Origin of the sequence: Photobacterium salinisoli (genome assembly GCF_003614885.1) — a bacterium.
Lineage (GTDB): Bacteria > Pseudomonadota > Gammaproteobacteria > Enterobacterales > Vibrionaceae > Photobacterium > Photobacterium salinisoli.
Genome location: NZ_QZMS01000013.1, coordinates 224262 through 249443 on the forward strand (window position 1 = coordinate 224262; position 25182 = coordinate 249443).

General features: G+C 53.8%; 21 protein-coding genes. All 21 read right to left on the bottom strand.

Going from position 1 to position 25182, the window contains the following annotated elements; translation table 11 throughout:
* Positions 1-3 precede the first annotated feature (3 nt).
* Positions 4-3912 carry a YhdP family protein gene (locus D6M16_RS18885; protein WP_240435657.1) on the bottom strand — a complete coding sequence of 1303 codons (3909 nt, stop codon included), beginning with the start codon at positions 3910-3912 and terminating at the stop codon, positions 4-6.
* Positions 3913-3937: 25 nt separating this feature from the next.
* Entirely contained in the window at positions 3938-5407 is a 1470-nt protein-coding gene (rng, locus tag D6M16_RS18890) for a ribonuclease G (RefSeq protein ID WP_120513439.1), read from the bottom strand.
* 16 nt (positions 5408-5423) lie between these two features.
* Entirely contained in the window at positions 5424-5990 is a 567-nt protein-coding gene (locus tag D6M16_RS18895) for a Maf family protein (protein ID WP_120513440.1), read from the bottom strand.
* Between the two features lie 87 nt (positions 5991-6077).
* The gene (gene mreD, locus D6M16_RS18900) at positions 6078-6566 is read right to left on the bottom strand and encodes a rod shape-determining protein MreD (RefSeq protein WP_120513441.1); all 489 of its coding nucleotides are present in this window, start codon (positions 6564-6566) and stop codon (positions 6078-6080) included.
* Entirely contained in the window at positions 6559-7422 is an 864-nt protein-coding gene (mreC, locus tag D6M16_RS18905) for a rod shape-determining protein MreC (RefSeq protein WP_120513442.1), read from the bottom strand. Before mreC ends, mreD begins: the two co-directional genes overlap by 8 nt.
* A 40-nt stretch (positions 7423-7462) precedes the next feature.
* Positions 7463-8506 (bottom strand): rod shape-determining protein MreB, encoded by a 1044-nt coding sequence (mreB, locus tag D6M16_RS18910; RefSeq protein ID WP_027253728.1) that lies wholly within the window; start codon positions 8504-8506, stop codon positions 7463-7465.
* Between the two features lie 308 nt (positions 8507-8814).
* Positions 8815-12291, bottom strand: a complete 3477-nt coding sequence (locus tag D6M16_RS18915) for a DUF6701 domain-containing protein (RefSeq protein ID WP_120513443.1) — start codon at positions 12289-12291, stop codon at positions 8815-8817.
* Positions 12284-12739 (bottom strand): MSHA biogenesis protein MshP, encoded by a 456-nt coding sequence (locus D6M16_RS18920; RefSeq protein ID WP_120513445.1) that lies wholly within the window; start codon positions 12737-12739, stop codon positions 12284-12286. Before D6M16_RS18920 ends, D6M16_RS18915 begins: the two co-directional genes overlap by 8 nt.
* Positions 12729-13478 carry a PilW family protein gene (locus tag D6M16_RS18925; protein ID WP_120513447.1) on the bottom strand — a complete coding sequence of 250 codons (750 nt, stop codon included), beginning with the start codon at positions 13476-13478 and terminating at the stop codon, positions 12729-12731. Before D6M16_RS18925 ends, D6M16_RS18920 begins: the two co-directional genes overlap by 11 nt.
* Positions 13478-14104, bottom strand: a complete 627-nt coding sequence (locus tag D6M16_RS18930; RefSeq protein WP_120513449.1) for a prepilin-type N-terminal cleavage/methylation domain-containing protein — start codon at positions 14102-14104, stop codon at positions 13478-13480. The genes D6M16_RS18925 and D6M16_RS18930 overlap by 1 nt, the downstream gene beginning before the upstream one ends.
* Positions 14091-14597, bottom strand: coding sequence for a prepilin-type N-terminal cleavage/methylation domain-containing protein (locus D6M16_RS18935; protein WP_120513451.1), 507 nt, complete (start codon positions 14595-14597; stop codon positions 14091-14093). The genes D6M16_RS18930 and D6M16_RS18935 overlap by 14 nt, the downstream gene beginning before the upstream one ends.
* 106 nt (positions 14598-14703) lie before the next feature.
* On the bottom strand, positions 14704-15177 hold the full coding sequence (locus tag D6M16_RS18940) for a type II secretion system protein (protein ID WP_120513453.1): 474 nt from the start codon (positions 15175-15177) through the stop codon (positions 14704-14706).
* 9 nt (positions 15178-15186) lie between these two features.
* Positions 15187-15789: a prepilin-type N-terminal cleavage/methylation domain-containing protein gene (locus D6M16_RS18945; protein WP_120513455.1), complete on the bottom strand. Its 603-nt coding sequence runs from the start codon at positions 15787-15789 to the stop codon at positions 15187-15189.
* A 213-nt stretch (positions 15790-16002) separates the two neighbouring features.
* The gene (locus D6M16_RS18950; RefSeq protein ID WP_120513457.1) at positions 16003-17220 is read right to left on the bottom strand and encodes a type II secretion system F family protein; all 1218 of its coding nucleotides are present in this window, start codon (positions 17218-17220) and stop codon (positions 16003-16005) included.
* A complete protein-coding gene (locus tag D6M16_RS18955; protein WP_120513458.1) occupies positions 17220-18962 on the bottom strand; it encodes a GspE/PulE family protein in 1743 nt (580 codons plus the stop codon). The genes D6M16_RS18950 and D6M16_RS18955 overlap by 1 nt, the downstream gene beginning before the upstream one ends.
* 4 nt (positions 18963-18966) lie before the next feature.
* Positions 18967-20163, bottom strand: coding sequence for a tetratricopeptide repeat protein (locus D6M16_RS18960; protein WP_162941109.1), 1197 nt, complete (start codon positions 20161-20163; stop codon positions 18967-18969).
* A gap of 2 nt (positions 20164-20165) precedes the next feature.
* Positions 20166-21008, bottom strand: coding sequence for an ExeA family protein (locus D6M16_RS18965; protein WP_120513462.1), 843 nt, complete (start codon positions 21006-21008; stop codon positions 20166-20168).
* Between the two features lie 4 nt (positions 21009-21012).
* Positions 21013-22683, bottom strand: coding sequence for a pilus (MSHA type) biogenesis protein MshL (gene mshL, locus D6M16_RS18970; RefSeq protein ID WP_120513509.1), 1671 nt, complete (start codon positions 22681-22683; stop codon positions 21013-21015).
* Positions 22684-22691: 8 nt separating this feature from the next.
* Entirely contained in the window at positions 22692-23021 is a 330-nt protein-coding gene (locus D6M16_RS18975) for an MSHA biogenesis protein MshK (protein WP_240435658.1), read from the bottom strand.
* On the bottom strand, positions 23014-23649 hold the full coding sequence (locus tag D6M16_RS18980; protein WP_120513466.1) for a type II secretion system protein GspM: 636 nt from the start codon (positions 23647-23649) through the stop codon (positions 23014-23016). The genes D6M16_RS18975 and D6M16_RS18980 overlap by 8 nt, the downstream gene beginning before the upstream one ends.
* Positions 23646-25094 (bottom strand): PilN domain-containing protein, encoded by a 1449-nt coding sequence (locus D6M16_RS18985; protein WP_240435659.1) that lies wholly within the window; start codon positions 25092-25094, stop codon positions 23646-23648. Before D6M16_RS18985 ends, D6M16_RS18980 begins: the two co-directional genes overlap by 4 nt.
* Between the last annotated feature and the right edge of the window lie 88 nt (positions 25095-25182).

Sequence of the window (25182 nt, forward strand, 5' to 3'; positions counted from 1 at the left end):
TTATTATTGTTCAACCTGCTGCTTCAGTGCTGCAGGGACCTTAAACTCACCCGTAAAGCGCGATTGTTCTGTCACTGTGGGTGACTCTATCGGACCGCTGACGACATAGTTAATCTGGGTAAAGACATCCACTACAGGCGACAAGGCCGTCGAAATCGCAAACACGACTATGGCCGTCTGCGGTGCGACAGCAAACGCTGTCAGCACAGGGATGCCGGATGTCAGATCAGGAATAAATTTCACTCTGGCATTCACTGTCTCATTAACCAGATTAGCACTTCCCTGAATGTACATATCCCCCGCCAATGCTTTCATTTCCACATCGTCCGTTTCAAAACGGCCATTTTCAATCCGTCCTGAGCCTTTGATGTAGTCAAAAGCCAGTCCGTCATCGAACACCCCGGTAAAGTCGAGCTGCATCTTGCGCATGATAGAATCCAGGCTGAATAACCCCAGAATCCGGCCTGCACCGCCCACATCCCGGATCACCCCTTTGCCGGTTTCAGTCTTGAGCTCACCGGTCAGGGTTTCACGGTGCATCGACCATGGCGCCCCTTGCCACTGAATCGAGGCATAACTGGTAAATCTGGCATCCTGGATCCCACCTGAGATCCCCAGCCGCCCCATCAGCTCCGAGCTGTCCTCACCGGCGATATCAAAGGCGACTTGAGTTTCATTCTGATACTGATTCATGGTCCAGTGACCATCCAGGCTCAGTGATGTAGTTCCGGAATCCAGTTGCAGCTCTTCCAGAATCAGCGTCTGGGCATCGCGCCGCAATCGGCCGCTTAATTCGCCCAGTCGGTATCCCTGCAGCCACAAGTCTTTGATCTTGACGTTCATCTGCGGCAGGTAGGCCATCATGTTACGATCAAAATCCGTGACCGGCGGAATCGCTCGCTGAGGAACATACCTATGCTCAGCAGACAAGGTTTCCAGCGGTTTTTTATCTTCCGGTAAATTGAGATGAAGCTGCTCCAGGTTCACCGTCAGCGGTTTATAGTCAGGCCAGAAAAGCTCGCCGCTGACTTCGCGGCTGCCGAGCACCGCATGCCACTGCGTTGGCTGCTTACGCACCGCCAGATCCAGATTGTGCCAATTGAGCCCTGCCAGCTTAAGCTGCTCGATGCTGGCATTGATCCGTGTGGGCAAGGGCAGCGCAATACCGGTTTGTGCGGCCGGTCTGTGCTGCTGCTTCGCGATGATCTGTTGTACCAGGCTGTCCCAGGCATCAGCATCAATGCTGTTGGCCTGAATACGAATCCCGTGGCCTTTAGCCGGCAGTTTACGGCGCTCGGCGAGGCCGACTGTCAGTTCGCTGCGAACAATCCGCGGTTGTGATTGCAAGGCTATCTCAGCCCGGTACTGGGCATCCGGCACAGTGAGGCTGGCTTCAAGCCGGGAAGTGTTGCCGGAAGCCGTCAGTACCGCACTGGTGGGGCTTTGTGGCGTAAAGGCCAGCGGATAAGGCAGCTCACTGCGGATAGCAGCTAACGGCGCCTGAATAAAGACCTGATATTTCAGCCCGGTATCATGCAGCACTACCCCGACATTACCGTGCCACCTGGCACTGCCGTGCAGCCTGGCCAGCAGTGGATCCTGCAAACGCTGCTGCAGCGAGGCAACCTGCCAGAACCCGACCAGATCCACATTAACCCGGTAACCGGCTTCGGCGTTCTCACCGTCAAAGCTGACGGTCAGAGGCTGGCCGAGCCAGTAGCCGGTTACGCCGTCCGCCGTTATCTGATCATTATCAAAATGAATGGTGCCTTTCACCTGGGTCAGAGGCAGCGACAGGCTTTCTATTGTCACCCGGTTACTGTCAAGGCGGGCCTCACCCTGCGCTTTCACCTCACCGCCACTAAAGGGAATATCCAGTTGTAGTTTGGCAGCAACAGGCCCATCAACATTCACCGCCGACAGCGCCGCCCCGACCGAGTCCACCAGTGGCGTTGCCATCATATAGTCGCGAACCTGATCGCCTTCTGCACTGACATCAATGGCCAGCTTCAGGTGACCTTCCGGGTGCAGCCAGGCATCTCCGACGACCCGCTCAGCAACAGCTTCTTTGGTTTTGGCATGGCTGGCATTGATCTGCATGCGATCATTGCGAAACCCCAGATTCAAATCAATGTCGGTCAGCTCTGGCCAGGCGGTATCGAAACTGAAACGCCCATTCTTAAGCGGCACGCTGATTTCAAAATTACCGTCATGGCGGGCATAAGGGAATGCAGGCAAATCGCCAAACCACAGTAACTGAGCATGATCAGACTGCCCGCCGCGGATGGCGGAAGACAGGTAATCCGTCAGTTCCTGCCCCATTGCCGGGCGGGGTAAATAGCGCCAGGCCGCGCCGGCATCTTTGACTTTGGTTTCGCCGTAAAAAGACAGCCAGGAAGGAGCCGCTTTCGGGAAATCAATCCGGAACTGGCCGTTCGCACTCAGATGCGGTGTACTCACCGACAGCGCATCGCTCCACAAACGCCATCCCTGTCCGTCCATTTTCCAGTAACCGCGGATATCGGCCTGCTCTATCTCCATCGGAGCCTGGAAGACCTTGTCGTAGTCCAGTGTCTGCTTGCCGACATTGAGCGTTATCTCACCCTGCTGCCCGTCACCGGCAACCTTGGCGTCCAGAGACGCAAAGGCGGGCAGGTACATCCACTGTTTGTTGGACACCCCATCCAATTCAAACGAAAAGCGCGGAAGCGCCAGTCCCTGTCCGGCCAGCCGGAGATCGCGCACCAAACCGGCAGGCTGCAGTGATTCAATGGCTTGCCGGCCTGCGTTGTCTTCGGGCAGCAAACTGGCTAACGGCGCCAGTCTGGCCAGATCAACACGGCCGACAGCCAGTTGCCAGAGTCCCGGGGATAAGGTGTTTTGCGGTGTTACCGGCTCAGAGATCGCCTGAACATTTTCCTGCGGCGCCAGCCAGTTGGCGGAAAAATCAAGGCGAGGCCAGGCTTGCTGATCGGTCGCCAGTACCAGTTTATGGCTGTCAAGACGCCAGCTGCGGCTTTCACCTTGCTGCTCCGGGGTAAGAGACAACATACCGCGAAGCAATGCCAGTTCGTGTTTGCGGCCGTTTTCCTGCCAGCGTATGTAAGAATCCAGAAAACGGAGTTTACTGTTACTGAGCTGGCCATTATCAAGCGTCAGCCAGGCTTCTGCATTCAGCTGGCTGCCGGTGATTTTTTCCCCGCCCAGTACCGCCTGATTGAGCCAGGGCGTCATCGACAGGTTCTTCGCCCGCGCATAAACCGTACCGGATAAATGTGGCAATCCTTGTGCGGCTGACAGGTTAGCGATCACTTTGAGCTGATTCAGGTTTGTGCCGGGAATACTGACAATCCCCTCGGCAAGGTGCATGTCGCCCTGACGATCCCATTTCAGCTCTTCCACTGCCACCGGCTGACGGTGACCGGCAGGAGAACTGACCATCAGGGTCGCATCATGAAGGGAGAATGTCCCCAGCTGAACAAAGAGCAACTGTTCCAGCCGGTTAACATCCAGCGGCTTATCCGCCTCAGCAGAACTGCCGCTGGCCGGAAACTGGGTGAGATCCAGCGTGAGTCCGGTCAGTTTTATATCACGGAAAACCGGTTTGAGGTTAAGCACAGAGCGCCACAAGTCGACGTCAAAGTCGACCTCGCCAACCTGCACCATATCCTTACTGCTCTGGCCGATACTGACGCCGTGCAGCGCCATAACCGGGCCAAGATTATGCCAGCGCCCCTCAACCAGCTCGACGCTGATCTGCATATTGGCTTGCGCCGAGAGCCATTGCGTAATCGAAGCGCGGTAATCGTTCAGTTGCGGCAGCAGCAATCGCAACGTGGTGATTAACACTGCGCCGATGACCAGCAGAGTGAGCAGCGTCCATTTCAGGACGCGGGTCAGATTTATCAGCACAGATAACACGCCATTGCCTCAGGGTTTACATCATTACGACGTCAAACTGTTCTTGGTTATATAAAGGTTCGATTTTGACCTCAACCTGTTTACCGATGAAGACTTCCAGTTCTGCCAGTGCATGGTATTCCTCGCCGGCCAGTGTCTCCGCCACAGCAGGAGAGACATAAGCGACAAAACGATCAGCATCATAGGCCCGGTTGACACGGGTAATTTCACGCAGAATTTCATAGCAGACGCTGTCGACTGTTTTCACTGTCCCGCGCCCTTCACAGGTTGGGCAGGTCCCGCACAGTACATGTTCAATGCTTTCGCGGGTTCGCTTACGGGTCATCTCCACCAGCCCGAGCTGAGTAAAACCGTTGATATTGGTTTTCACCCTGTCGTGAGACAGCGCCTGCTCCAGAGCCGTCAACACCCGGCGCCTGTGCTCTTCAGAGGCCATATCGATAAAGTCGATGATAATAATGCCGCCAAGGTTGCGCAGGCGTAACTGACGTGCAATCGCTTTGGTAGCTTCAATATTGGTATTGAAGATAGTCTCTTCCAGGTTACGGCGACCGACAAACGCGCCGGTATTAATATCGACCGTTGTCATGGCTTCGGTCTGATCAATAATCAGATAACCGCCGGATTTCAGCTCCACTTTGCGATCCAGCGAACGCTGAATTTCATTTTCCGTATCATACAGATCGAAAATCGGCTGATCGCCTGTGTAGCGAACCAGCTTATTGCTCAGTTCTGGCACGAACTCGTCGGTAAATTCTTTTAAATTTTCGAAAGCCAGGCGGGAGTCGACGTAAATAGAATCCAGTTCGGTGCCGACAAAATCGCGCAGGATGCGCTGCGCCAACCCAAGCTCACCGTACAGCATCGACTTGCTCTTATATTTTCCACGACGTTCCAGCACTTTTCGCCACAAATGCTTAAGAAATGCGGCATCCTGCGCCACTTCTGCTGATGATGCCCCTTCCGCAGCAGTGCGGATAATAAATCCGCCCAGCTCATCACAGTGCTTGGTCACCAGATTTTTCAGGCGTTCACGCTCGCGCTCGCTTTCAATCCGCTGCGATACGCCGACATGGCTGGCACCGGGCATGAAAACCAGATAACGGGATGGCAGGGTGACATCTGTCGTCAGGCGGGCTCCTTTGGTTCCCAGCGGATCTTTCACCACCTGCACCACCAGATCCTGGCCCTGGCGCACCAGTTCAGAAATATCTCTTACCTGAAACTGCTGTTTCTCATTTTCAGCCACACACTCGGTATGGGGAACAATATCGGACGCATGAAGGAAGGCCGCTTTATCCAGCCCAATATCAACAAAAGCTGCCTGCATGCCAGGCAGTACACGGCTCACTTTCCCTTTGTAAATATTGCCAACAATGCCACGCTTGGATTCACGCTCAATATGGATTTCCTGGAGGTTGCCCCCTTCAATCATCGCCACACGGGTTTCACTGGGTGTCACATTGATAAGCAGCTCGGTACTCATGGATGCCTCTGTTAATTTAATTGGCTATAAATTCTCGGATCAGCGCATCGGTTTCCAGCAGCGGCAAGCCGACAACTGCATGGTAACTCCCTTCGATACGGGCAATGAATTTGCCGCCAATCCCCTGAATGGCATAACTGCCGGCTTTGTCTTTGGGTTCACCGCTTTGCCAGTAGTCCTGAATATCCTGGTCGGTCAGAGACCGGAACCAGACATCCGTCACAACCAGCTCTGTACGCTGACGATCTTGCGTGGCGACAGTGACAGCCGTCATGACCTGATGGCTTCGTCCGGATAATAACATGAGCATCTCGCGGCTGTGCGCGAAATCCCTCGGCTTTTCAAGAATCTGTCCGTCCACTACCACTATAGTGTCTGAACCGAGTACCGGCGTCTGACCGTCCGTTGCTGCCACCCCGGCCAGGGCTTTGTCCAGCGACAGACGCTGAACATACGCCTCCGGGGTTTCTCCTGCCTGATGCCGTTCTTCGACGTCGAGCGACAGGATATCGAAAGTGTAACCGAGTTGAGAGAGCAATTCTTTGCGACGGGGTGAACCGGATGCCAGATACAGTGTTGTCATCTTGATCTTACCTAGAAAGACGATAGCACCAGCGCTTATCGTGCGAGCCGTATCACACCGTGCTATCCGGAGGGGACTGACGTCCCCCTAACGTATTGAGAACTTACGGCGAATGCGCCGCAAAAACAGGAACAACCACGGCCAGAGGAGGAAGTTGAGTAACACGGCCCACAACCGGGTGGGATCAAATTCAATTTCGACCACCAGGTATTCTGCCCAGAACTCCACCAGCTTGCCTGCCAGTGACAGTAAGGCAACTATCATGGCCTGCTGCCATAACGATAAGTTGCGCATGACCTGAAAATTCAGCGCCACGATATAGCAGAGTACCGACATGGTCAGGCCACGAATACCCAGAGTGGAGCCCAGCAGCAGATCCCAGATCAGCCCCAGTACCAATGCCGTGCCGACATTCACCCGGTGTGGCAAGGCCAGTACCCAGTAAAACGCCACCAGCATGACCCAGGACGGGCGAAACGCTTCCAGCTGCCCGGGCCAGGGAGCGGCTTGCAGGATCAGCGCGACCACAAACGACAACCATATCAGCAGAATGCCATTGGCTCGACTATCAACCATTGACCGGTTCTCCTGTAGTGACGGTATGCCTTTCTCTGTCTGTCGGCCAGACCAGCAGTAAATAGCGCAAGCGGTCAAACTGTACCGTTGGCAAGGCTTTGATTTGCGCAAACGGGCGCTTATTATCAAACGAAAATTCTGTCACCCTGCCGACCGGGTATCCTTCCGGATATCGTCCACCCAGACCTGAGGTCACCAGTAAATCGCCGACTTTGATATCGGTACTGCTGGGCACGTGTTCAAGCTGGATCTGATCCTGCTCACCACTGCCGGAGGCAATCACCCGGATATCGTTGCGTACTACCTGCACCGGAATGGCATGGGTGGGATCAATCAGCAGCAGCACGCGGCTGTTATGCGCGCCGACATAGGAAATCTGGCCAACAATACCTTTGTCATTGATCACTGGCTGGCCTTCATACACGCCATCGACACGGCCTTTATCTATCATGACCTGATGGCTGTAAGGGTCAGAGTCGACAGCCATCACCTCTGCCACCATCTTGCGTTCGTCACGCACAAACGGTGAACCCAGCAACTCGCGGAGACGCTGGTTTTCCTGCTGTAACTGGTCAAGTAACAGCACATCGCTTTGCAGTACCAGAAGATCGCGCTTAAGCGCTTTGTTTTCTGCCAGTAATCGCTGATGAGAACTCAGCTGACTGAAAAGACCATCCAGAATTTCACGCGGAAGGTTCGCTGCGTATTGCAAAGGGGCAACCGCAGAGTTAAGGACATAACGGACCTGGGCGAAAGCATCAAGACGGCTGTCGGCCAGCATAAGGCCGGCCGACAGTAACATGGCAAGAAACAGGCGCAGTTGCAGAGAAGGGCCTCTGCCAAAGATAGGTTTCATGTAACACTATGACCTGTTTGGATGTTTGCCGGGGTAGACATTACTCTTCGCTGAATAAATCGCCACCGTGCATGTCGATCATTTCCAGCGCTTTACCGCCACCGCGAGCCACACAGGTCAGCGGATCTTCAGCAACAACCACAGGGATACCGGTTTCTTCAGTCAGTAAACGGTCCAGATCACGCAGCAATGCACCACCGCCTGTCAGCACCATACCGCGCTCAGAGATATCCGAAGCCAGTTCAGGCGGACACTGTTCCAGTGCTACCATCACAGCAGACACGATGCCAGTCAGCGGCTCTTGCAGGGCTTCGAGAATCTCATTGGAATTCAGAGTAAAGCTGCGTGGCACACCTTCAGCCAGGTTACGGCCGCGCACTTCGATTTCACGCACTTCATCACCCGGATAGGCAGAACCTATCTCGTGTTTGATGCGCTCAGCCGTCGCTTCACCAATCAGGCTACCGTAGTTACGGCGCACATAATTGATAATCGCTTCATCGAAACGGTCACCACCGATACGTACGGAAGAGGAATACACCACGCCGTTAAGCGAGATAACGGCCACTTCAGTTGTACCACCACCGATATCGATTACCATAGAGCCTGTCGCTTCAGACACCGGCAGACCGGCACCAATGGCTGCCGCCATAGGTTCATCAATCAGGTACACTTCACGGGCACCGGCGCCTTGTGCCGATTCACGGATAGCACGACGCTCAACCTGAGTCGAACCGCAAGGGACTGCCACCAGCACACGCGGGCTTGGACGCAGCACACTGTTATCGTGTACTTGCTTGATAAAATGCTGCAGCATTTTTTCTGTGACATAAAAATCTGCGATCACACCGTCTTTCATCGGGCGGATAGCAGCAATATTACCAGGCGTACGCCCCAGCATTTGTTTTGCTTCGTGGCCAACGGCCGCGACACTTTTAGTGGCACCCGCACGATCCTGGCGAATGGCGACCACTGAAGGTTCATCAAGTACGATACCCTGCCCTTTGACATAAATCAGGGTATTGGCAGTACCCAGGTCAATGGACAGGTCATTGGAAAACATGCCACGAAGTTTTTTAAACATAGTTTTCGGCTAATCCTGCAAGCTCAAATTTCGTAAAAATTGCGCCTAAATGTATCAAGTGGCAGGTAGCGAGACAAGATAAGCTTTGTCAAACCTGCCACAGATCCTCATTTTTAGGGATTGTTACGCTTTCGTGTGTGCTTTTGCTTCGAATTGTGGTCTGCCCTCTCATTAGCATGCCCCTGAGATATACCAGACAAATATAAAGCAAGTGGAATATAAAGTCGTACTTTATCCGTTCAGACTGACGTTGCACTCATCATTGCGCTTCAGCCTATCCATGCCAGGTTTCAACTCACTGGCATCGGCTAATTTGAATGGATGAATGGATTCATATTCCTTTCACCGCGGTAAATCACCCTATCGTTACCTCGGTAGATACCAAAAGTTACCAGGGCGGAGGGGTTTTCGTCACCCTGGTCCCGCCAGTTGTACAGCAACCAGGGCTGGGATTCGCTGCCGGCATGGGTGCCTGATCCTGAGTCAGTGACGGGGTTTTCCCCGCTAATAGCAACAGGCGGTTCGGTCACCAGTTTTTGCCAGAAGCGCACCTGTTCGCGAGATCCCCCTTCTGTGGCATAAAGATCGCCCGATGTTGAACGCCCCTCTTCCACCTTGATATCACCGACAGATGCAGTGATCGCATTCGTAGTGGGATTGGTGATGCCCTGCCTGAAGTACAGCTGGCCATTAAATACCGAGTCATGATCGTCGCCGTTGGTGACGAACTGGCCGGCATTCCAGTACTCCAACAGCACAGGTATATTGATCTTCTCACCTTCCCGGCCCACGGCGTCTTCCAGCCGCATCCGGCCGTAACGGGCGTGAATGTCACCGGCCAGTGCAGCGGCGGTTTCCGGCGTGGCGCCGTTCTGCTCATAGACACTCAGCGGTTTAGCTGAAAAATCGCTGCAGCCACGGGTCGCGCAATCATGTCGAGATTCTACGACCAGACCAAAATCCACCGGGTACGGCCCGTCCGGTTCGGTCACGTTTGGGTTCGTGCTGCTCACCACACGTAACAATGCCAGCGTGTCGGTGCTGATGGTTTGAATAGCTTTATCCCAGTGCTGATAACTCAGGTTCTCAGACAACCGGCTGGTCAGGTTGTTGGCATCGCTCCCTGTCGCACCCGCATTAACGGCGCGTAACTGCAGCGATTCTTTATAATCGTCGGCAAAATAGCCGTAGTTTTGGGTTAACCCGCCCTGTCTGTTTTTCGCCTCGACGGTGGCCGAGAGGGAGAACGGCTGCCCCATGTAGGTAAAGTTGCCGTAAGCATCGCTGACCGCACTCTCTTTGATTGAAAAATAGGCCGGATAGAAACGCCCCAGCTGTCCGACACCCTGAGCCACTGGCATGCCGAGATAATCGGCATCGGCCTGCAGCCACAGACTGCCGACTTCGCTCCAGCTCAGGTTATTAACCACCAAACCATTTTCTGCGTCCAAAGAACGGATGAATTCATATGTCTGGGCACCACTCAGCACTCCAGCAACGGCCCCTGTATCCGATGGCGTTGCGGGTTTATTGGGAATTGACAACTGAATCGGCGCTGTCACCAGTCCAGAGACGGAATAGTAATTCGGTGTGGTTAACTGATTACACCAGGCTGAAGTGGTAGTCCGGATATCATTGATACCGTCTCCACTTTGATCCGGCATCACTGCATCTTCCGTCCAGATCACAGGTTTAAAGGTAACTGAGAATTTATCACCCGCCGCCGCAAAGCCCGGTCCGCTGCCGGACGTACCGGAGAAGTCTGTCTTTCCATTTTCAGAGGTCACATCACAGAGCGCGAACGTATAAGGTCGGGATAGCAAGACCGCTGTGCCGTTTAAGCCGGACCAATCCCCCTGATGATCATCACAATCCGTTGCTCCGGCCGGGCAGTCTTCCGGCTGCCACTCGTTATCGGCCAGCTCGACACTGATTTCGCCTGCGTCGTTATACTGCACAGGGACTGTCGCCCGGCCTTGGGTAAAGGTCAGCGTGGCCGTCACATTACCGGCTTCAGTCACCGTCTGACCATTGAGCAACAGCGGGCGCGTGCCCGAATTCGGCCTGACATAATCCAGACCGGTAAAGCGCAATGATTTAGCTTCGCTGCCGGTCTTGCCGTAATCTTCAATGACCTCACATTGGGCACCATTAGAGGCAACTGCTTCAATCAATAAAGAATCCGGTTTACCGGCAGTCAGTTCTTTGGCTGTACCGCTATTAATGCGAAAACCGTACGGCGCAAAACGATAAGGGCCAGCATTCGCTGTCAGTAATTGATTTCCCGGTGTCAGAACCGAGGCCGCAACCTGAACATCACCAACCAAATGGCTTTGCAGATACAGAGTCACTGCCCCGCCATTGATTGGAATCGAAGATGAACTGGTCTCACAACTGCCGTTTTCAGATACCGCCCAGCACACCTCACCGTTTGATGTGGAGGATGGCGACACATTCAGATTCCCGACAAAAGAAGTATCTATTATCCCGTTTTTCAGCACAGTGAAATCGACCGGGATTCGCTCGCAGGTCAGGCCGTAAGCCGTGCTCGGAGAAATCACCAGTTCGTAGTTGTCGTTGGGGATCACATCCTCACAAACCCCCTCAGCTGAGACATTACTGGTTTTACTCATGAAGACATTTTTCGCGATCACAGCCCCCATTATGGTTGCAGGAATCTGGGATAAATCGCTGTTCCAGCTAAAATCGGAATCCAGAATGACATTATTTTCGGAATAGACCAGTCCGTTAAAGGAGGCCATGCCTGTAATGTGAATGCTTGCATCGCCACCAACTCCCGCAAGAAAAAAGTCTTCCGGGATACCATTATGATTAATGAGTGCCTGATTATTGATTTGAAGTCGATTGACATACAGTTTTACTTTTGCGCCAGTGACAACATCAAGTACAGCCGAACCATTTAGAGTCAGTTGTTTTATCCAATAAGTGCCACTGCTGAAACGTATCACAGTATTATTACTTCCAGCCTCCATCCCCCCATAATTACCCGGTTCGATATCATGCACTTGATTGTCATAATATGACTTGTATCCATTTCCAGGATCGGGTTCAGGAAATGAATCAGGCATAGGTATCGGGTCGACAATCAAGCTAGGGTCAATCTGACACTTCCAACTTTGCCCTTTTGCCGTGCATGAATGATCAGACAAACCACTGCCATCATTAATGGCTGCAAAGCCCAATTTAAAATCTGCCTTATTACCACGGATAAAAGCATTATTGTAAATATCAATTCTTCCTGATGATGAATGCGATTGAACCGGTGCACCAAAATATTCACATACTGGGTTTGACGGTTCAGGCAACTCCGGAGCAACCTCATCAAGCGTACAAGCTATTTCCTGAACGGACGTCCCTTCAACCTGAATTGGGACGCTTTTTATTGAAGATAAGTCCGCAAACGCAGTGCTTATTTTACGCCAGATGACAGGTTCTGTTCCGACTTCATAAAGGTAATAAGTCAGCATCCCCTGCTTATTGCCTGTTTGCTCATACTCCAACCAAACGTAGTAATCGCCGCCAACCACTGTTTCCGAGTCTTTGATGATCGAGTCAATTGAGGGGTCATTACTCCAAAGTGCCAGTTCACGCGTTCCATTCTTTTTCGCGCCATAAATAGTTTCTTTCAATTGCGCGTTTTGAATTTGGTAAGCGACATTAAATCGACTATCAGTTCGAAGTTCACTGCATTGCTCTGAAGAAGCCCAGGCAAATTGAAATGAAATCAATAACCATAAAAGAATCAACCGCCAGACTTTACTCATTATCCAAATCCTTTGCCCAAAGCTCCTGAATCCGGGTAACAGCATGAGGGCCGCTGCCGCACTGTGCCGTGCTGATTAAAAAGTAAGTGTTTACTGACCCGGTATGTGAAGATTGGCAGGTCGTCGTTGCGCGGCAGCCCGTTACCCCGGCAGGTGCGAAGGTATAAGCCGTGCCGGTGTCAGGGTGATGGCGGTTACAGATCTCGACTGCGGAATCACTGGTTGTGCCGGCCAGCGGAAACAATTGGCTCATCATGACTTCATTGGCGGAATGGGCGGTAAACCAGGCGCGGGTCGACAACACCTCTCGGGTAGTGATGTCCTGGCCGGATCCCGCTACCCGCAACATGGCGGCTGCCATGGCGGCCATGACAACAATAACGAAAATAGCGACGATCAGCGCGCTGCCCTGTTGCTGCTTTTTGGTATGCCGCCGGTTATAAGACATTGATCACCTGCATGCTCTGACTGTAGTCCGACGACTCTTGGCTGACGGGATCGCGAAAGCTCAGTTCAAGATGAATCAAGCCATTGCTGTTCAGGCCGGCCCCTGAGACAGCAACATTGAAGCGACTGAGCGTATCTGTCAGCGCATAAGCAGCGCCATTATTGACCCGTCGCACCAGCGTATTCCCGTCCTGACAAAAAGCCACCCGGTCGGAAAACAGGTACAGGCGCTGACCCGGCGAACGATCGCCCAGCCACTGGGACAATTGCAAAGTGGCCGTGGGATCTGCCGCTGTCGGGGCCTTCGTTAACGCTTCAACCATCATGCTTTCGCCTGCATCGGCCTGATAATCACTGACACTGACAAATCCCACAGCCGCGTGGTTGCCGTTAACGCCGCTGTTCCATAAGTTCATTTGCTGTGAGTCAGGCGAGACCAGCACCTCCAGCACAGGATCAATGGGATCCGGCTCGTTCAGGTAAGCACCGGTTAATACCACAGGATAAAACGACAGACACCCGTTGCTAAAACTGACGCTGTTCGGCGCGGCATGGCGAATCTCCCGAGTCATACGTTCAATGACAAAGCGTGCCTCAGATTGTAAACGCTCGCGATCTATCGTGTCGGAGTAGCCCCGGGCGCCCAGTTGCAGGTAGGCACCTATGCCCAGCGAAATAAACGCCAGAATCACCAGTGCCATGATCATTTCTATCAGGGTGAATCCTTTGGACGGCTGCATCAGTAATTACTCCTGAATGCAGTGAACGGGTATTCACCGTAACGGCTGGTCCTGACCAGCACATCAATACGTTTCTGGCTGCTGACCGTAGTTGCGGCACCATTGAAAGCGTTATTTTCATAGCGCACACTGATTTCAAGATAAATATTGCGGTAGTCACTTTGCCCGGCGGCAGACACTGTGACGAGATCCTGCAATGCCCCACGGTGAGGCAGGCTGCTGTCGTTGCACTGTGCCACACTGCCCCAGCAGCCGATAAAATCATCGACATCGTCGGCAGCGCCGACATTCAGTAAGCCGCTGTTAACCTCGCCAGCATCCGCGCCCAGGCTGTCTGGCGCGCTGCACACATACCCCTCTTCTCCGCAGCGGATCACGCTGTCGTTAAAGGGATCCGAAGCTTCATCGAATTTGCGCGATAGCACCTCATTCAGCACGCCCTGGCCAATGGCTGCCGCTCTGGCCTGATAATGCGGTACGGCGGACTGTTCGGCCTGAGGAAATAAAAAGCTGGTCAGTGTGACCATAGCAATCGCCATAATGACAATGGCGATAATGCCTTCAATCAGGGTAAAACCCTGCTGGTAATAGCCAATGTTCTGGCGGCAGGGATTACGGGCAGGCATGGATATAGCCTTCCCGGTTGATACAGACTGAAGCGCTCTGGGCGTTACGCGAGACAAAGGTGATCTGGCACGCTGTGGTACACAACGGCGTCTTGTTCCCGCTGCCATCCTGCTGATAGGGCCGTCCCAGTAAATCGAACCGCACCTCTCCCTGTAGATCGCCTGTCACGGTGATAGCATCATCGGCTTCTGTGATTGCACGGCCAGAAAAAGTGGTGTCGGCACAGGCGGGCGGGCCAAAATGATCCGGTGTCACCTGCAATGACAGGCAACCGTCCAGATCGCCCTGAGCATCAATATTGCTCATGGCACGCAGCTGAATCTGACGGGTCAGAGTGATAGCCTGATCGCGGGCCAGGTATGCATCAAAACTGCTGCGGCCAATCAAACGTGACGCAGCCGTCACACTGAGGATCCCCAGCAGTATGATCACCAGAATCAGTTCAATTAACGTAAAGCCGCGTTGTCGGCCAGCGCTCAAACGGCGAGCCATGCATTCACCCAAGACGCCCTGTCAAAGAGAGAAAAGGGGCAGGAGTCCGCCCCCTAAATGGTATAAACAACTGAGGGCTCAAATAAGCCAACTCAGTTTCATTCATTTATTCTCGGCAACCATCACCTTCTTTAAAGGTTGTTGTGGCCTCAGCTGCTGAAGTTGCTTCGGTATATCGGATAAAGCAACCTTCAGTTGCAGAATCATTACGTCCTTTAAAGGTATAAGAAACACTTTCGCCTGCGACTTGATCTGGGTCTACTGTCGTATCCGCTTTTTCCCAATCAGTCAGATCAAGTGCAGCACCAATACCGTTATCAGCTGCTGTTGGATATCCATAAATCGTTTGAATATTTTCCACAGGTGTTTCAGAACTTGCCGCTTCTACACCTTGAATCGCTGCCTTTCCATAAACAATACCTGCCGCACCATCCATCGCCCCTTTCAGACCTTGAAGTGCAGAGCGACGCGCATCATCCTGCAGGTTCAAAAAACGCGGCGCAGCGGTGACGGCCAGAATGCCGAGAATCACGATTACTACCACCAACTCAATCAGGGTAAAACCACCTTGACGTTTCATAACTGACTCCTAAATATTGCGATCAATGTTAATATCAATCCGACCCAAAGCCGGTGTGTAAGTAAAAGAATGGCCGGCTGTTATAGCTTTCTTGCCGGTCCAAAAATCACTGGCCGAAGCCAGCTGGTAATAACGACAAAACCGGCTACCGCTGATTGCACCGACTTCGACGAAATATTGATACAGCCCAGCGTTCGCCACCGTTTTATCTGCGGTTGATGGCGGTGGGTTTTGTAACAGATTGTCCATTAACGCCAGACAATCCTGCCCCGTTAATTGCGCCAGCTGATGACTTCCCTGCCCCTGCAGCGCGAACGGATACCCCTCTCTGACGCCGGTTTCTGCCGCGGTCAGATTAAACACAGTGCCGTCGTAATTGACCCAGTTTTGGCTTTGAGTGCCTGGCCTGCCATCGGCTTCCCATTGTGCGCGGGTGGACAACACCGCAGTCGAAAAACTGCCCGCCATGCCCTTAAGGGCGGCCACTTTGGCCTCTTCAGCAATATCGATATAACGGGGAACGACGACAACGGTCAGAATACTGACCACCACCACAACAATGACCAGTTCGATCAGTGATAAGCCGGTTTGCCTGTTCGGATACTGAGTCATAACCTGCCAAAAACATGACGAGCGGGCGTCAAAATGATGTAAGTGGTCATTCTCGCACGATCATAAAAAAATACCAGTGAAAACAATCAGGTTATTGCACATTTTCCTAATATTTACTTCAACTTAGCCTCGAAAAACAAAGCAACACAATGACAAAAATATCACTAACACTACATGATTCTCCCACAGAGTGTCCCTAATCATCAGCCCGCGTTAAGCTCCGCGCGCGACATCGAGTAAATTCCACATCGGCAGGAATATCCCCAGTGCCAGAATCAGCACCATGCCGGCAACGACGGCCAATAAAAACGGTTCAATTCTGGCGGTCAGTGTTTTCAGATCGTAATCCACTTCACGATCATAAAAATCCGAGACTTCATGCAACAGCTCATCGACCTGACCGGTTTCTTCCCCAACCGCGATCATCTGCAGTACCAGCGGGGTAAAAATGCCGCTTTGCCGGGCGGTTTGCGTAATACTGCTGCCACCTTCAATGCCGTTTTTCATGTCGATCAGACGATTTTCCAGAAAGCGGTTTTCAAGCGCTTCCGCTGATAACTGAATCGCCTGATTCAGGGGCACACCAGCACGAATCATCAGAGCAAAGGTGCGGGCAAAACGTGACAGCTGGGCCCGATTGATGATATCGCCCACCACAGGCACTTTCAGGCGCCAGTAGTCCCATTTTTCGTTGCCTTCCGGGGTGCGCTGCCAGGCTTTCAGGCCAATCCAGCTCACAACTGAACCACCAAGCAATAAGGGCCAGTAGCTCAGCATAAAATCTGAGGTCCCAATTAAAATACGGGTAGGCAGAGGCAACTCGACGCCAAACCGGCTGAACATGGCAGCAAATTGCGGGATCACTTTGGTGTTGAGCACAATCATCGCCAGCATAATCGCACTGAGCACAAAAGTCGGATAGCGCATGGCCGATTTTATCCGGCGCCGTGTTTCCAGCTCCAGCTCGTAATACTGCGCCAGCTGCAGCAGAGCATCTTCCAGACGACCGGTATTTTCACCCACATGGATCATCGACACGAACAGCTCGGAAAACACTTTAGGATGCATCTTCATTGCCTGTGACAGCGCACGGCCGTTGGTCAGCTCGACCGTGACGGCATCGATCGTCGATTGCAGTAACGGATGGCTGGTACTCTGCTCCAGCCCTTTCATGGCCCGCAGCAGCGGCACACCGGCTTTGGTCAGGCTGTATAACTGACGACACAGAATCACCATCGCTTCCAGCGGCACATTGCGCTGCAACAGGCCGCTGAGAGTCACCTGACTGTCGCTGCGGCCACGGCGGATATCCACAGGAATTATCCCCTGCCGCATCAGCTGATCCGCCGCCGCCTCTGCAGTTGGCGCTTCAAGCTTGCCTTTTTTCAGCTGTCCCTGGCTGCCCCGTCCCCGGTAATCAAACGTCGGCATCAGCGAAACACCTCTGATTCCGGTACCGCGTCAAATTGCGGTATCAGGTAATCCCCTTCACTCAGATGCAGCACTTCTTCCAGGCTGGTGCGGCCTGCCAGAGCAAGCGCCATGGCGGATTCAATCAGCGGCTGGTAGCCCTCAGAAGCACGTGCCAGCTGCGCAAACCCCATCGCATCATTGGCGCGCAGTGCATCCATCATTGCCGGGGTCATTTCCAGTAATTCAAAGACACCAATCCGGCCTTTATAGCCGGTCAGGTTACAGCTCTGACAGCCTCTGCCCTGTCGGAATGTCTGCTCGGCCGAGGACGGAAAACAGGCCTTCAGCCACTGCAGCTCGGCAGCATCAGGAGTGACGTCATGACTGCAGTCCTGACAGATACGACGGACCAGACGCTGAGCCAGTACAGCCCGTACCGCACTGGCCACCAGATAGCCGGGCGCTTCCATGTCCATCATCCTCAGCGCACTGTCTACCGCATCATTGGTATGGAGTGTCGACAGTACCAGGTGACCGGTAAGCGCAGAACGCAAACCAATTTCCACGGTTTCCTGATCCCGCATTTCCCCGACCAGAATAATATCCGGATCCTGACGCAGGAAAGTGCGCAGTATGCCGGAGAACGTCAGGCCAATTTTGGTATTCACCTGCACCTGATTCACCCGTGGCAACCGGTATTCCACCGGATCCTCGGCGGTGATCAGCTTTTTGCCGGGTTTGTTCAGTTCGCTGAGTGCACCATAAAGAGTGGTCGTTTTGCCTGAACCGGTCGGCCCAGTGACCAAAATCATGCCGTGAGGGCGTTTTAGCTGACGGCGGAACCGGGCAAGAATATCGGCCGGCATGCCAATCTCATCCAGGCTTAAAATGCCGGCAGACTGATCCAGCAAACGCATAACGACAGATTCACCGTACTGAACCGGCATAGTCGAGACACGCACATCCACCGAGTGGCCGCGGACAGTGACATTAAAACGGCCATCCTGCGGTAATCGTTTTTCAGAAATGTCCAGCCCGCTCATCAGTTTAAGGCGAAGGACCAAAGCAGAGGCAATAGCCGATTCGTTCAGCAGGGTTTCATGGAGCACACCATCAATACGCTGACGAATACGCAACACACTGGCATCCGGTTCAATATGGATATCCGAGGCGCCCACCTGAATGGCATCTTCGAACAGGGAATTGATCAGCTTAACGACAGTCACTTCTTCATTGTCGTAATTATCAACACTGAAGCTGAAATCGCTGTGAGCCTTATGCTCGGCATGCAACTGCTCGGCAAATGACGCAATTTCCTTGGTGCGGCGATAATAGCGATCAAACGAGGCAATCAGCTGATGTTCCGGGGCAATCACCAGCTCAACCCTGAACTGATGCAACTGGTTCAGCACCGCTTCCTGAGCCGCCAGGTCGGCCGGATCGCTCATGGCGACCCGCACTGTATCGCCCCGGTGGCTGATCACCAGCGCCCTCAGACGACGGGCATGCACTTCCGCTAACAGGCCAACGGCTTCACTGTCGACCGCCACCCGGTTCAGATCGATCAGCGGGATATCCAACTGACGGGACAGGAAGGCCAGCAATTGCTGCTCCCCCAAAAAGCCCATACTGATGAGGGTATCACCCAACTTGCGGCCGGTACTGCGTTGCTGATCCAGTGCCAGATCAAGCTGCTCCTGGCGGACTATGCCTTCTTCAACCAGCAGATCACCCAGACGTTTGCGTAATCTAAGCTGCATCTGTTCAGCCCTCCTGTGTCTTTAATGCGGCCAGACGCTGGCGAATGAACTGCTGGGACTGGCCGGAGACCTGCCCCAGTTTCAGCGCCTGAGTATAGGCCGCGACCGCCCTGGCGTTATCCTGACTGCGGTCAAGAGCAATACCCAGCCCCAGCCACCAGCGTCCGTCGAAAGGTTCGGCATCCACCAGTTGTTGATAGCTGCTCAGTGCCAGTGGCTGATTATTGAGTTGCTGGGCCAGCGCACCGCGCAAGGCCAGAAACTCACTGCCAGGCTGCGACGGCAGTTCGCTGAGCACATCCAGCGCCACTTCCGGCTGTGATTCCTGCGTCAGGAGCTTGGCCATTGTCAGGCGCAAGTCCTGCTGATTGGGCTGTTTGGCCAGTCCCCGCTGCAGTGTCAGCATCGCACGCCTGACATCTCCGCGGCCGTAATACAGGGCAGATAAGCGTTGGCGGGCATCAATCCAGCCGGGCTGATATTCCAGCGCCGATTTCAGGTAATTCGTCGCCTTGAGCGTGTCCCCTTCCGCTAAGGCTTTCATGGCCTTATCGTAATCAGTCTGGGCAAGCTGCTCTGGCGACAGAGCAATGCTTTCAATAGACAAGCCGGATTCACCCTCTTGCAATGGGTCAGCCATTGCCGTGTCCGTGCCGGCTGTTTCCTGCTCAGTGTCATCAGTCACAGCCGCCGGTGCCGCTTTGGCAACTGGCACAGGTGTCGCAGCGCGAGAAGCTGCTGGCGCCGCATCCGCTTTAACCACAGGTGTGGCATCTGGCTGACTGGCGATCGGCGCAACTGGCGCTTTTTTCACAACGGGCAGTACAGTGGCTTTGGCTGGGCCGGCCGCTGCAGGTTGGCTGTCAGGCTGCTGGGTAACCGGTGCTGTTTCGGCAGCGGGTTTGGCCTTGGCGTGCAGAAAATCGCCGACCGGATCCGGCCCCGGTTTCAAAGCCGCCGAGGAAGATAACTGTTCTGCTTTTGCCAGCGTCATCTCAGCCGCTGAGCGGCTCTCGGCGCGACTGTGCCCGAACCACCAGCCTGTGGCACCAGCCGTGCCTGAGAGCAGCAATCCGGCAAGCAGCCAGCGTGGCCAGCGCGTTTTAGGCAGAGGTTTGACCCGGACAGGCTTCAGTTCCGGCGCCTCTTGCGGTGTCTGGCTCTGGCTCAAACTATTGAGCATTTTATTGACTTCACTCATGCTCAGCTCCATCCCCATAATACTGGATAGTGCCAGCGTGGCTGGCGCGCGGTTTGGGTATCTGTGATTGCCGCCTGCACCGCTTTGCGGCTGACAAGGTCGTCACCTGTGCTGCAGGCTACGATCAAGGCTTTATGGCACAGCTGGTTGACCAGCCTGGGGATACCGCCACTGGCGTGCCAGATCTCTTTCTGCCGTGCCAGCGGCATTAACCCTGGCTCTCCGCCCGCTTTGCTCAGGCGATGCTCGATATAGGACGCCGTTTCCGCCATATCCAGCGGACGTAACACAGCACGAAAGGTAATGCGCTGGCGGAACTGGCGCAGTTGCGGGGTGGCCAACCGTTCATCCAGCTCAGGCTGGCCAAGCAGCACAATATGCAAGAGCTTTTCCTGTTCCGTTTCCAGATTACCCAACAGCCGTAAGGCTTCCAGCGCTTCATCAGGCAGTGCCTGGGCTTCATCTAACAACACCACGACAGTGCGTCCGCCGCGCTTGCGTTCGATCAGTGACTGGTGCAGCGATTCTGTCAGCGTCAGGCCGTCACCGTCCGGCTGCAGTCCCAGCTCCTTAGCCAGCGCAGCGCGTAATTCCCGCCCGCTCATGGCCGGTGTTGGTAAATAAGCCAGGTCATAACGGGCAGGTAACTGCCTGACCAGCATTCGGCAGACCAGGGTTTTTCCTGTCCCGACTTCTCCGGAGATCTGGATAACCCCTTCCCCCATCGCCAGTGCAGACAGGGTCATTTTGATCGCTTCCAAATGCGGCGGCAGTGCATGAAACAGCCCGGTATCCGGCGTTAACCGGAAAGGGAACTGTTCAAATCCGAAGTGCGACAGATACATGGGGTTATCCTTGGTCCGGGAACCATTTCTCAACCAGCGCGCGTGAGCGTTCAATTTCCTGCTGCCAGGTCTGATCGCCCACCACTGTGGGTTTCAGCAAGATCACCAGTTCGGTTTTGGTCTGAACTTTATTGATGTTACGGAACAAATAACCAAGCCCGGGAATGTCGCCAAGCAAAGGGACTTTAGTCTGCTGATCTTTCAGGGACGATTTCATCAAACCGCCAATCACCACCACATCCCCGCTGCTGGCATGAATCACAGAATCAGACTCACGTACTGAGCTTCGGGCCAGCGGCAGGCTGTATGTGCCAAAGGTGTCGCCCAGGGCAATTTCCTTCACTTCTTCGGTCACTTCGACCACAGTAGGATGCACATGGAGCAGGACGCCGCCGTCATCATCAATCTGAGGTGTCACATCCAGTGAAATACCCGAGAAGAAAGGCGTCAGCACCACTTCCGGCGAGGCCACGCCGCCATCTGTCACCGCTTCCCCGCCATCGACTTCGGTAACGAAATACTGATCGCCACCGACTTTAATGACAGCTTTCTGGTTATTGGCCGCAGTGACGCGCGGGCTGGACAGCACATTCAGATCGCCCTGCGTCTGCAGAAAGCTCAGAACTGCCGAGAAATTACCATCTGAGATGGTGATATTGGTTTGTCCGCCCAGCAAATTGGCAATCTCGCTACCGCCCGGCAAACTGTCGGGCCCGGTGCGGCCAAAAATAATGCCGGTCCCGCCTAGGGTTTTGGTAATGTTGCTCCAGTTAATGCCCTGCTGATAACTGTCGTTGAGAGTCACTTCCATGATCTTGGCCTCCAGCACTACCTGACGCTGAAGGCGCTTTTTCGATACGCCGAGAAATTCACGCACTTCGCGCAGTTCATTCGGAAACGCTTTCACTGTCAGCAGGCTGGCCTGCGGCGACACCACAATACTGCGCCCTTGACCCGTGCCTATCATGGCCTGAACCGCTTTTTGCAGCTGGCCCCAGAAATCACTGTCGGAACGCGTTTCAATCCGGGTGCCGCCCGTAGAGTAAGATGAGCGATCACCGTTATTGCTGCCGCGGTTGCGATTGTCGTCATAATCGTCGTTGTTGCTATTGCGGCGATTGTCAGACTGATTGTCAGGAATGTTATCCGGGCTGCTGATGGAGCCAGTGGTCAGGGATGTCAGAGAAAGACCACGCCGCTGCAGCTGCAGGTAGTCCACAGGAATCACTTCTGTTCGCAATGTGGCAGGGAACACCTGAATAATGTTGCCCTTGCGCTGGATATCATAACCATAGATATCCGACGCGACATTCAGTACTTCATCTAAGGTCACATCCTGCAGGCTGAGCGTCACCCGGCCGCTGACTTCAGGGTGGATCACCATATTAAACGCCGTGCCGCGAACCAGGCTGGAGAAAAAGGCGCGGGCGTCCACGGCACGGGCATTGACACGAAACCGCCGTTCGTACGCACTGCTGCTGCCATAGCTGGAACGGTTCAGGCTGGGCATCAGATCAGCACTGACTGCCGATGGCAAGTCAGTCAGAGGCCGGCTCTGAGCCTCATTTTTAGCCTGATTCAACGCTTCCTGCACCTCAACCGGTTTATTGTGGCCCATGTTTGCAGAGCAGGCCGTCAGCAGAGTTGTTGTCACCCCAATTAACAATAAGCGCATGTCAGAATTCACTTTTCTTCTTCATTCATTTTTATTTCTTCGCTATACAGAGCCAGACGCCACTGTCGGCTGCCACGCTGAAGAATAACCGCCTCTCCGTCGACGGCTTTCAGGGTATAACCACTAATCGCCTCCCCCGGCACAACCACCTGGTTATTCAAAATGACACTGCACTGATCCTGCTCCGGGCAGACGATCCCCTCCAGTGAAGGTAAACGCTGTGTCGCTGTTTTCTTTACCGATGGCGCCTGCCACCCCAGCGGAGCGGTCGGATCGCTTTCGGCCAGGATTGCTGTGCTGAACACGGCAAGCAGCAGAGAAATGCAATGTCTAACCACCGATAAAGTCCTTACTTTCGCCCAAAGTATATACATCCAGGTGTATATCAGAGAGTGGGTACTTGTCTACCTGATAATCCAAACTTCGCCAATAATATTTCACTGGCAACGCTTCCAGCTGCTGTAAGTACTTCACCAGATCAAAATAGCTGCCACGCAAAGTCAGCCGGACAGGATGAATGTAATAACCGGCATCTTCACCGTTTATCAGCTGGACTGGCGGCAGAGACTCCAGAGACACCAGTTTCAGTCGCTGGGAATGTTGCAACACCTGATCCATCAATGCGGCCATCTGGGCCGGGGTGACCAGGCTGGCGACACGTTCTTTAAGCTCAGTGTCGAGCCGGGCATTACTGCCTTGCAACTGACGGATTTTTTCATCCAGCACCTTGTCGGGATCATCATTCAGCTGTCGCCGAACCCGAATCAGATCACCGTCATTTTTAATCATGCTGGCTTGTACCGACAGCTGCTGCCTTTCCACTGATCTCAGTGATTGCTGTATGGGTTCCAGTAAAAACTGATAACCGGCCAGTAGCAGCATCAACCAGCCCGTTACAGCCACCAGCCACTGTTCACGCCGGTTAAGCAATTCAAACCGGGTAACCAGAGAAGACCAGACATTCATGGGGTTTCCTCTGTTTTGCGTTGTGCATGCAACATAAAGGTCACTATGTTCTCTTCATTTCGACTCAGGGACATCACTTCAAAACGGCGATCGGCCAGCTGAGGATAACGGGAAAAACTCTGCAGCCAGCCGGGCACCGCATTGGGATGTCTGGCTACGCCTTCCAGATCCAGCTGCTGCCCCTGTACATGGATGCGGCTCACTGAGATATCCTGGCTGGCAGCCTGAGCCAGCTGCTGCAATATATTGGCATAGCCGGCTTGCAGGCTGTTATCGTGCATGGCAATCGCCTTGAGCGTGGCCTGCTTGGCCGCGAGGTGCTGTTCCAGCTCACCGCTCAATTTCACTTTTAACTCACTTGGCAGATGGCGGGCCAGCGCGGCTTTGGCGTTATCCAGATCAGTCTGCTTTTGCGTCAGTTGGGCTTGCTGCTGTGCCAGCAACTGTGTGGCCCTGTATTCCTGCCAGCTTTGCCATCCCGCCAGCGATCCAATCACCACAGCCCCTGCCGCCCAGCCAGCCACCAAATTGGGCAGAGTGAGCCAGTTGGACTGAGGTTTGAGGCTGTCACTGTACAGATTGAGCAGAGGCTGCTGCCGCTGAGCAGCCCAGGCGACACGGGTATCAAAATCCGTCAGTTCAGCGGGTGCACCACTGACGGTGACGACCGGCACATTGAGTCGCTGCCGCAATGCGTCGGCCAGCCGCTCATTATCATCGCTGTCACAGCTGACCAGCACCTGGGCAATAGGGGCATCACGTAACTGGGCACTGAGGAAATCCAGAGAACGCTGCAGTTCAAGCGCCAGGCCGTCTATCTGCAAATCAGCCTGTTCCAGACCGATGAGAGGCTGAGAAAAACCGCGCAGCTGGCGCTGGAAACACATCACCTGCTGTTTGAAGGCTGTCAGATGCAGACCGGAATGCTGACGGGAATGAAGGACCAGCTGGCTCTGTTGTTCAGCCGTCATCTGACCCAGCACCACTTCATCCACAGTGATCAGTTCAGGTTCACAGCCATTCGCCAGGCAAGCCAGTACCAGTTGCTGAACCAGAGCACGCTGCGCCACCAGCACTTGCAGTCTGTCTTTGATAGGCTCTTCAAACCCATCAGCCACCAGGTTAGCGGGAGGTTCAGTCACCAGATCTTTGACCAGAAACGGTAAAGCGCTGGCCAGCTCATGACGGGGTAAGGCCGGTTTATCAATGACCAGGCTTTGATATAGGCCATGACCGAGTACCAGGCGAATTCTGCAGCCGTTTAACTGGTGTGCATTAATCAGTTGCGCGATGGAAGTCGTCCAGCTCTCACGAGAAGCCACTTCCACACTGTCACTGATCCAGCTTTTTCCGTCTTCAGCCAGACAGACGAGGGTCAGTTTTCCTTCGAATACAGCAAAACTGGCCACTTTACTGACAGTTTTCCGGCCTAGGAGCTTTTTCATCAGCATGGTAATAACCCGTTTTACTTTCCGTTCGTTTTTAACCCGCGACTACATTCTTTGAAGACATGCAATTGACCAATAATGTCAA

Coding starts and splice junctions, on each gene's coding strand:
- mreD (WP_120513441.1), bottom strand. CDS start 6,566: ATGGTTGATAGTCGAGCCAATGGCATTCTGCTGATATGGTTGTCGTTT.
- D6M16_RS18930 (WP_120513449.1), bottom strand. CDS start 14,104: ATGCCTGCCCGTAATCCCTGCCGCCAGAACATTGGCTATTACCAGCAG.
- rng (WP_120513439.1), bottom strand. CDS start 5,407: ATGAGTACCGAGCTGCTTATCAATGTGACACCCAGTGAAACCCGTGTG.
- D6M16_RS18920 (WP_120513445.1), bottom strand. CDS start 12,739: ATGTCTTATAACCGGCGGCATACCAAAAAGCAGCAACAGGGCAGCGCG.
- D6M16_RS18915 (WP_120513443.1), bottom strand. CDS start 12,291: ATGAGTAAAGTCTGGCGGTTGATTCTTTTATGGTTATTGATTTCATTT.
- D6M16_RS18935 (WP_120513451.1), bottom strand. CDS start 14,597: ATGGCTCGCCGTTTGAGCGCTGGCCGACAACGCGGCTTTACGTTAATT.
- D6M16_RS18950 (WP_120513457.1), bottom strand. CDS start 17,220: ATGCCGACGTTTGATTACCGGGGACGGGGCAGCCAGGGACAGCTGAAA.
- D6M16_RS18895 (WP_120513440.1), bottom strand. CDS start 5,990: ATGACAACACTGTATCTGGCATCCGGTTCACCCCGTCGCAAAGAATTG.
- D6M16_RS18960 (WP_162941109.1), bottom strand. CDS start 20,163: ATGAGTGAAGTCAATAAAATGCTCAATAGTTTGAGCCAGAGCCAGACA.
- D6M16_RS18985 (WP_240435659.1), bottom strand. CDS start 25,094: ATGAAAAAGCTCCTAGGCCGGAAAACTGTCAGTAAAGTGGCCAGTTTT.
- mreB (WP_027253728.1), bottom strand. CDS start 8,506: ATGTTTAAAAAACTTCGTGGCATGTTTTCCAATGACCTGTCCATTGAC.
- D6M16_RS18955 (WP_120513458.1), bottom strand. CDS start 18,962: ATGCAGCTTAGATTACGCAAACGTCTGGGTGATCTGCTGGTTGAAGAA.
- D6M16_RS18965 (WP_120513462.1), bottom strand. CDS start 21,008: ATGTATCTGTCGCACTTCGGATTTGAACAGTTCCCTTTCCGGTTAACG.
- mshL (WP_120513509.1), bottom strand. CDS start 22,683: ATGCGCTTATTGTTAATTGGGGTGACAACAACTCTGCTGACGGCCTGC.
- D6M16_RS18940 (WP_120513453.1), bottom strand. CDS start 15,177: ATGAAACGTCAAGGTGGTTTTACCCTGATTGAGTTGGTGGTAGTAATC.
- D6M16_RS18945 (WP_120513455.1), bottom strand. CDS start 15,789: ATGACTCAGTATCCGAACAGGCAAACCGGCTTATCACTGATCGAACTG.
- D6M16_RS18925 (WP_120513447.1), bottom strand. CDS start 13,478: ATGCAGCCGTCCAAAGGATTCACCCTGATAGAAATGATCATGGCACTG.
- D6M16_RS18980 (WP_120513466.1), bottom strand. CDS start 23,649: ATGAATGTCTGGTCTTCTCTGGTTACCCGGTTTGAATTGCTTAACCGG.
- mreC (WP_120513442.1), bottom strand. CDS start 7,422: ATGAAACCTATCTTTGGCAGAGGCCCTTCTCTGCAACTGCGCCTGTTT.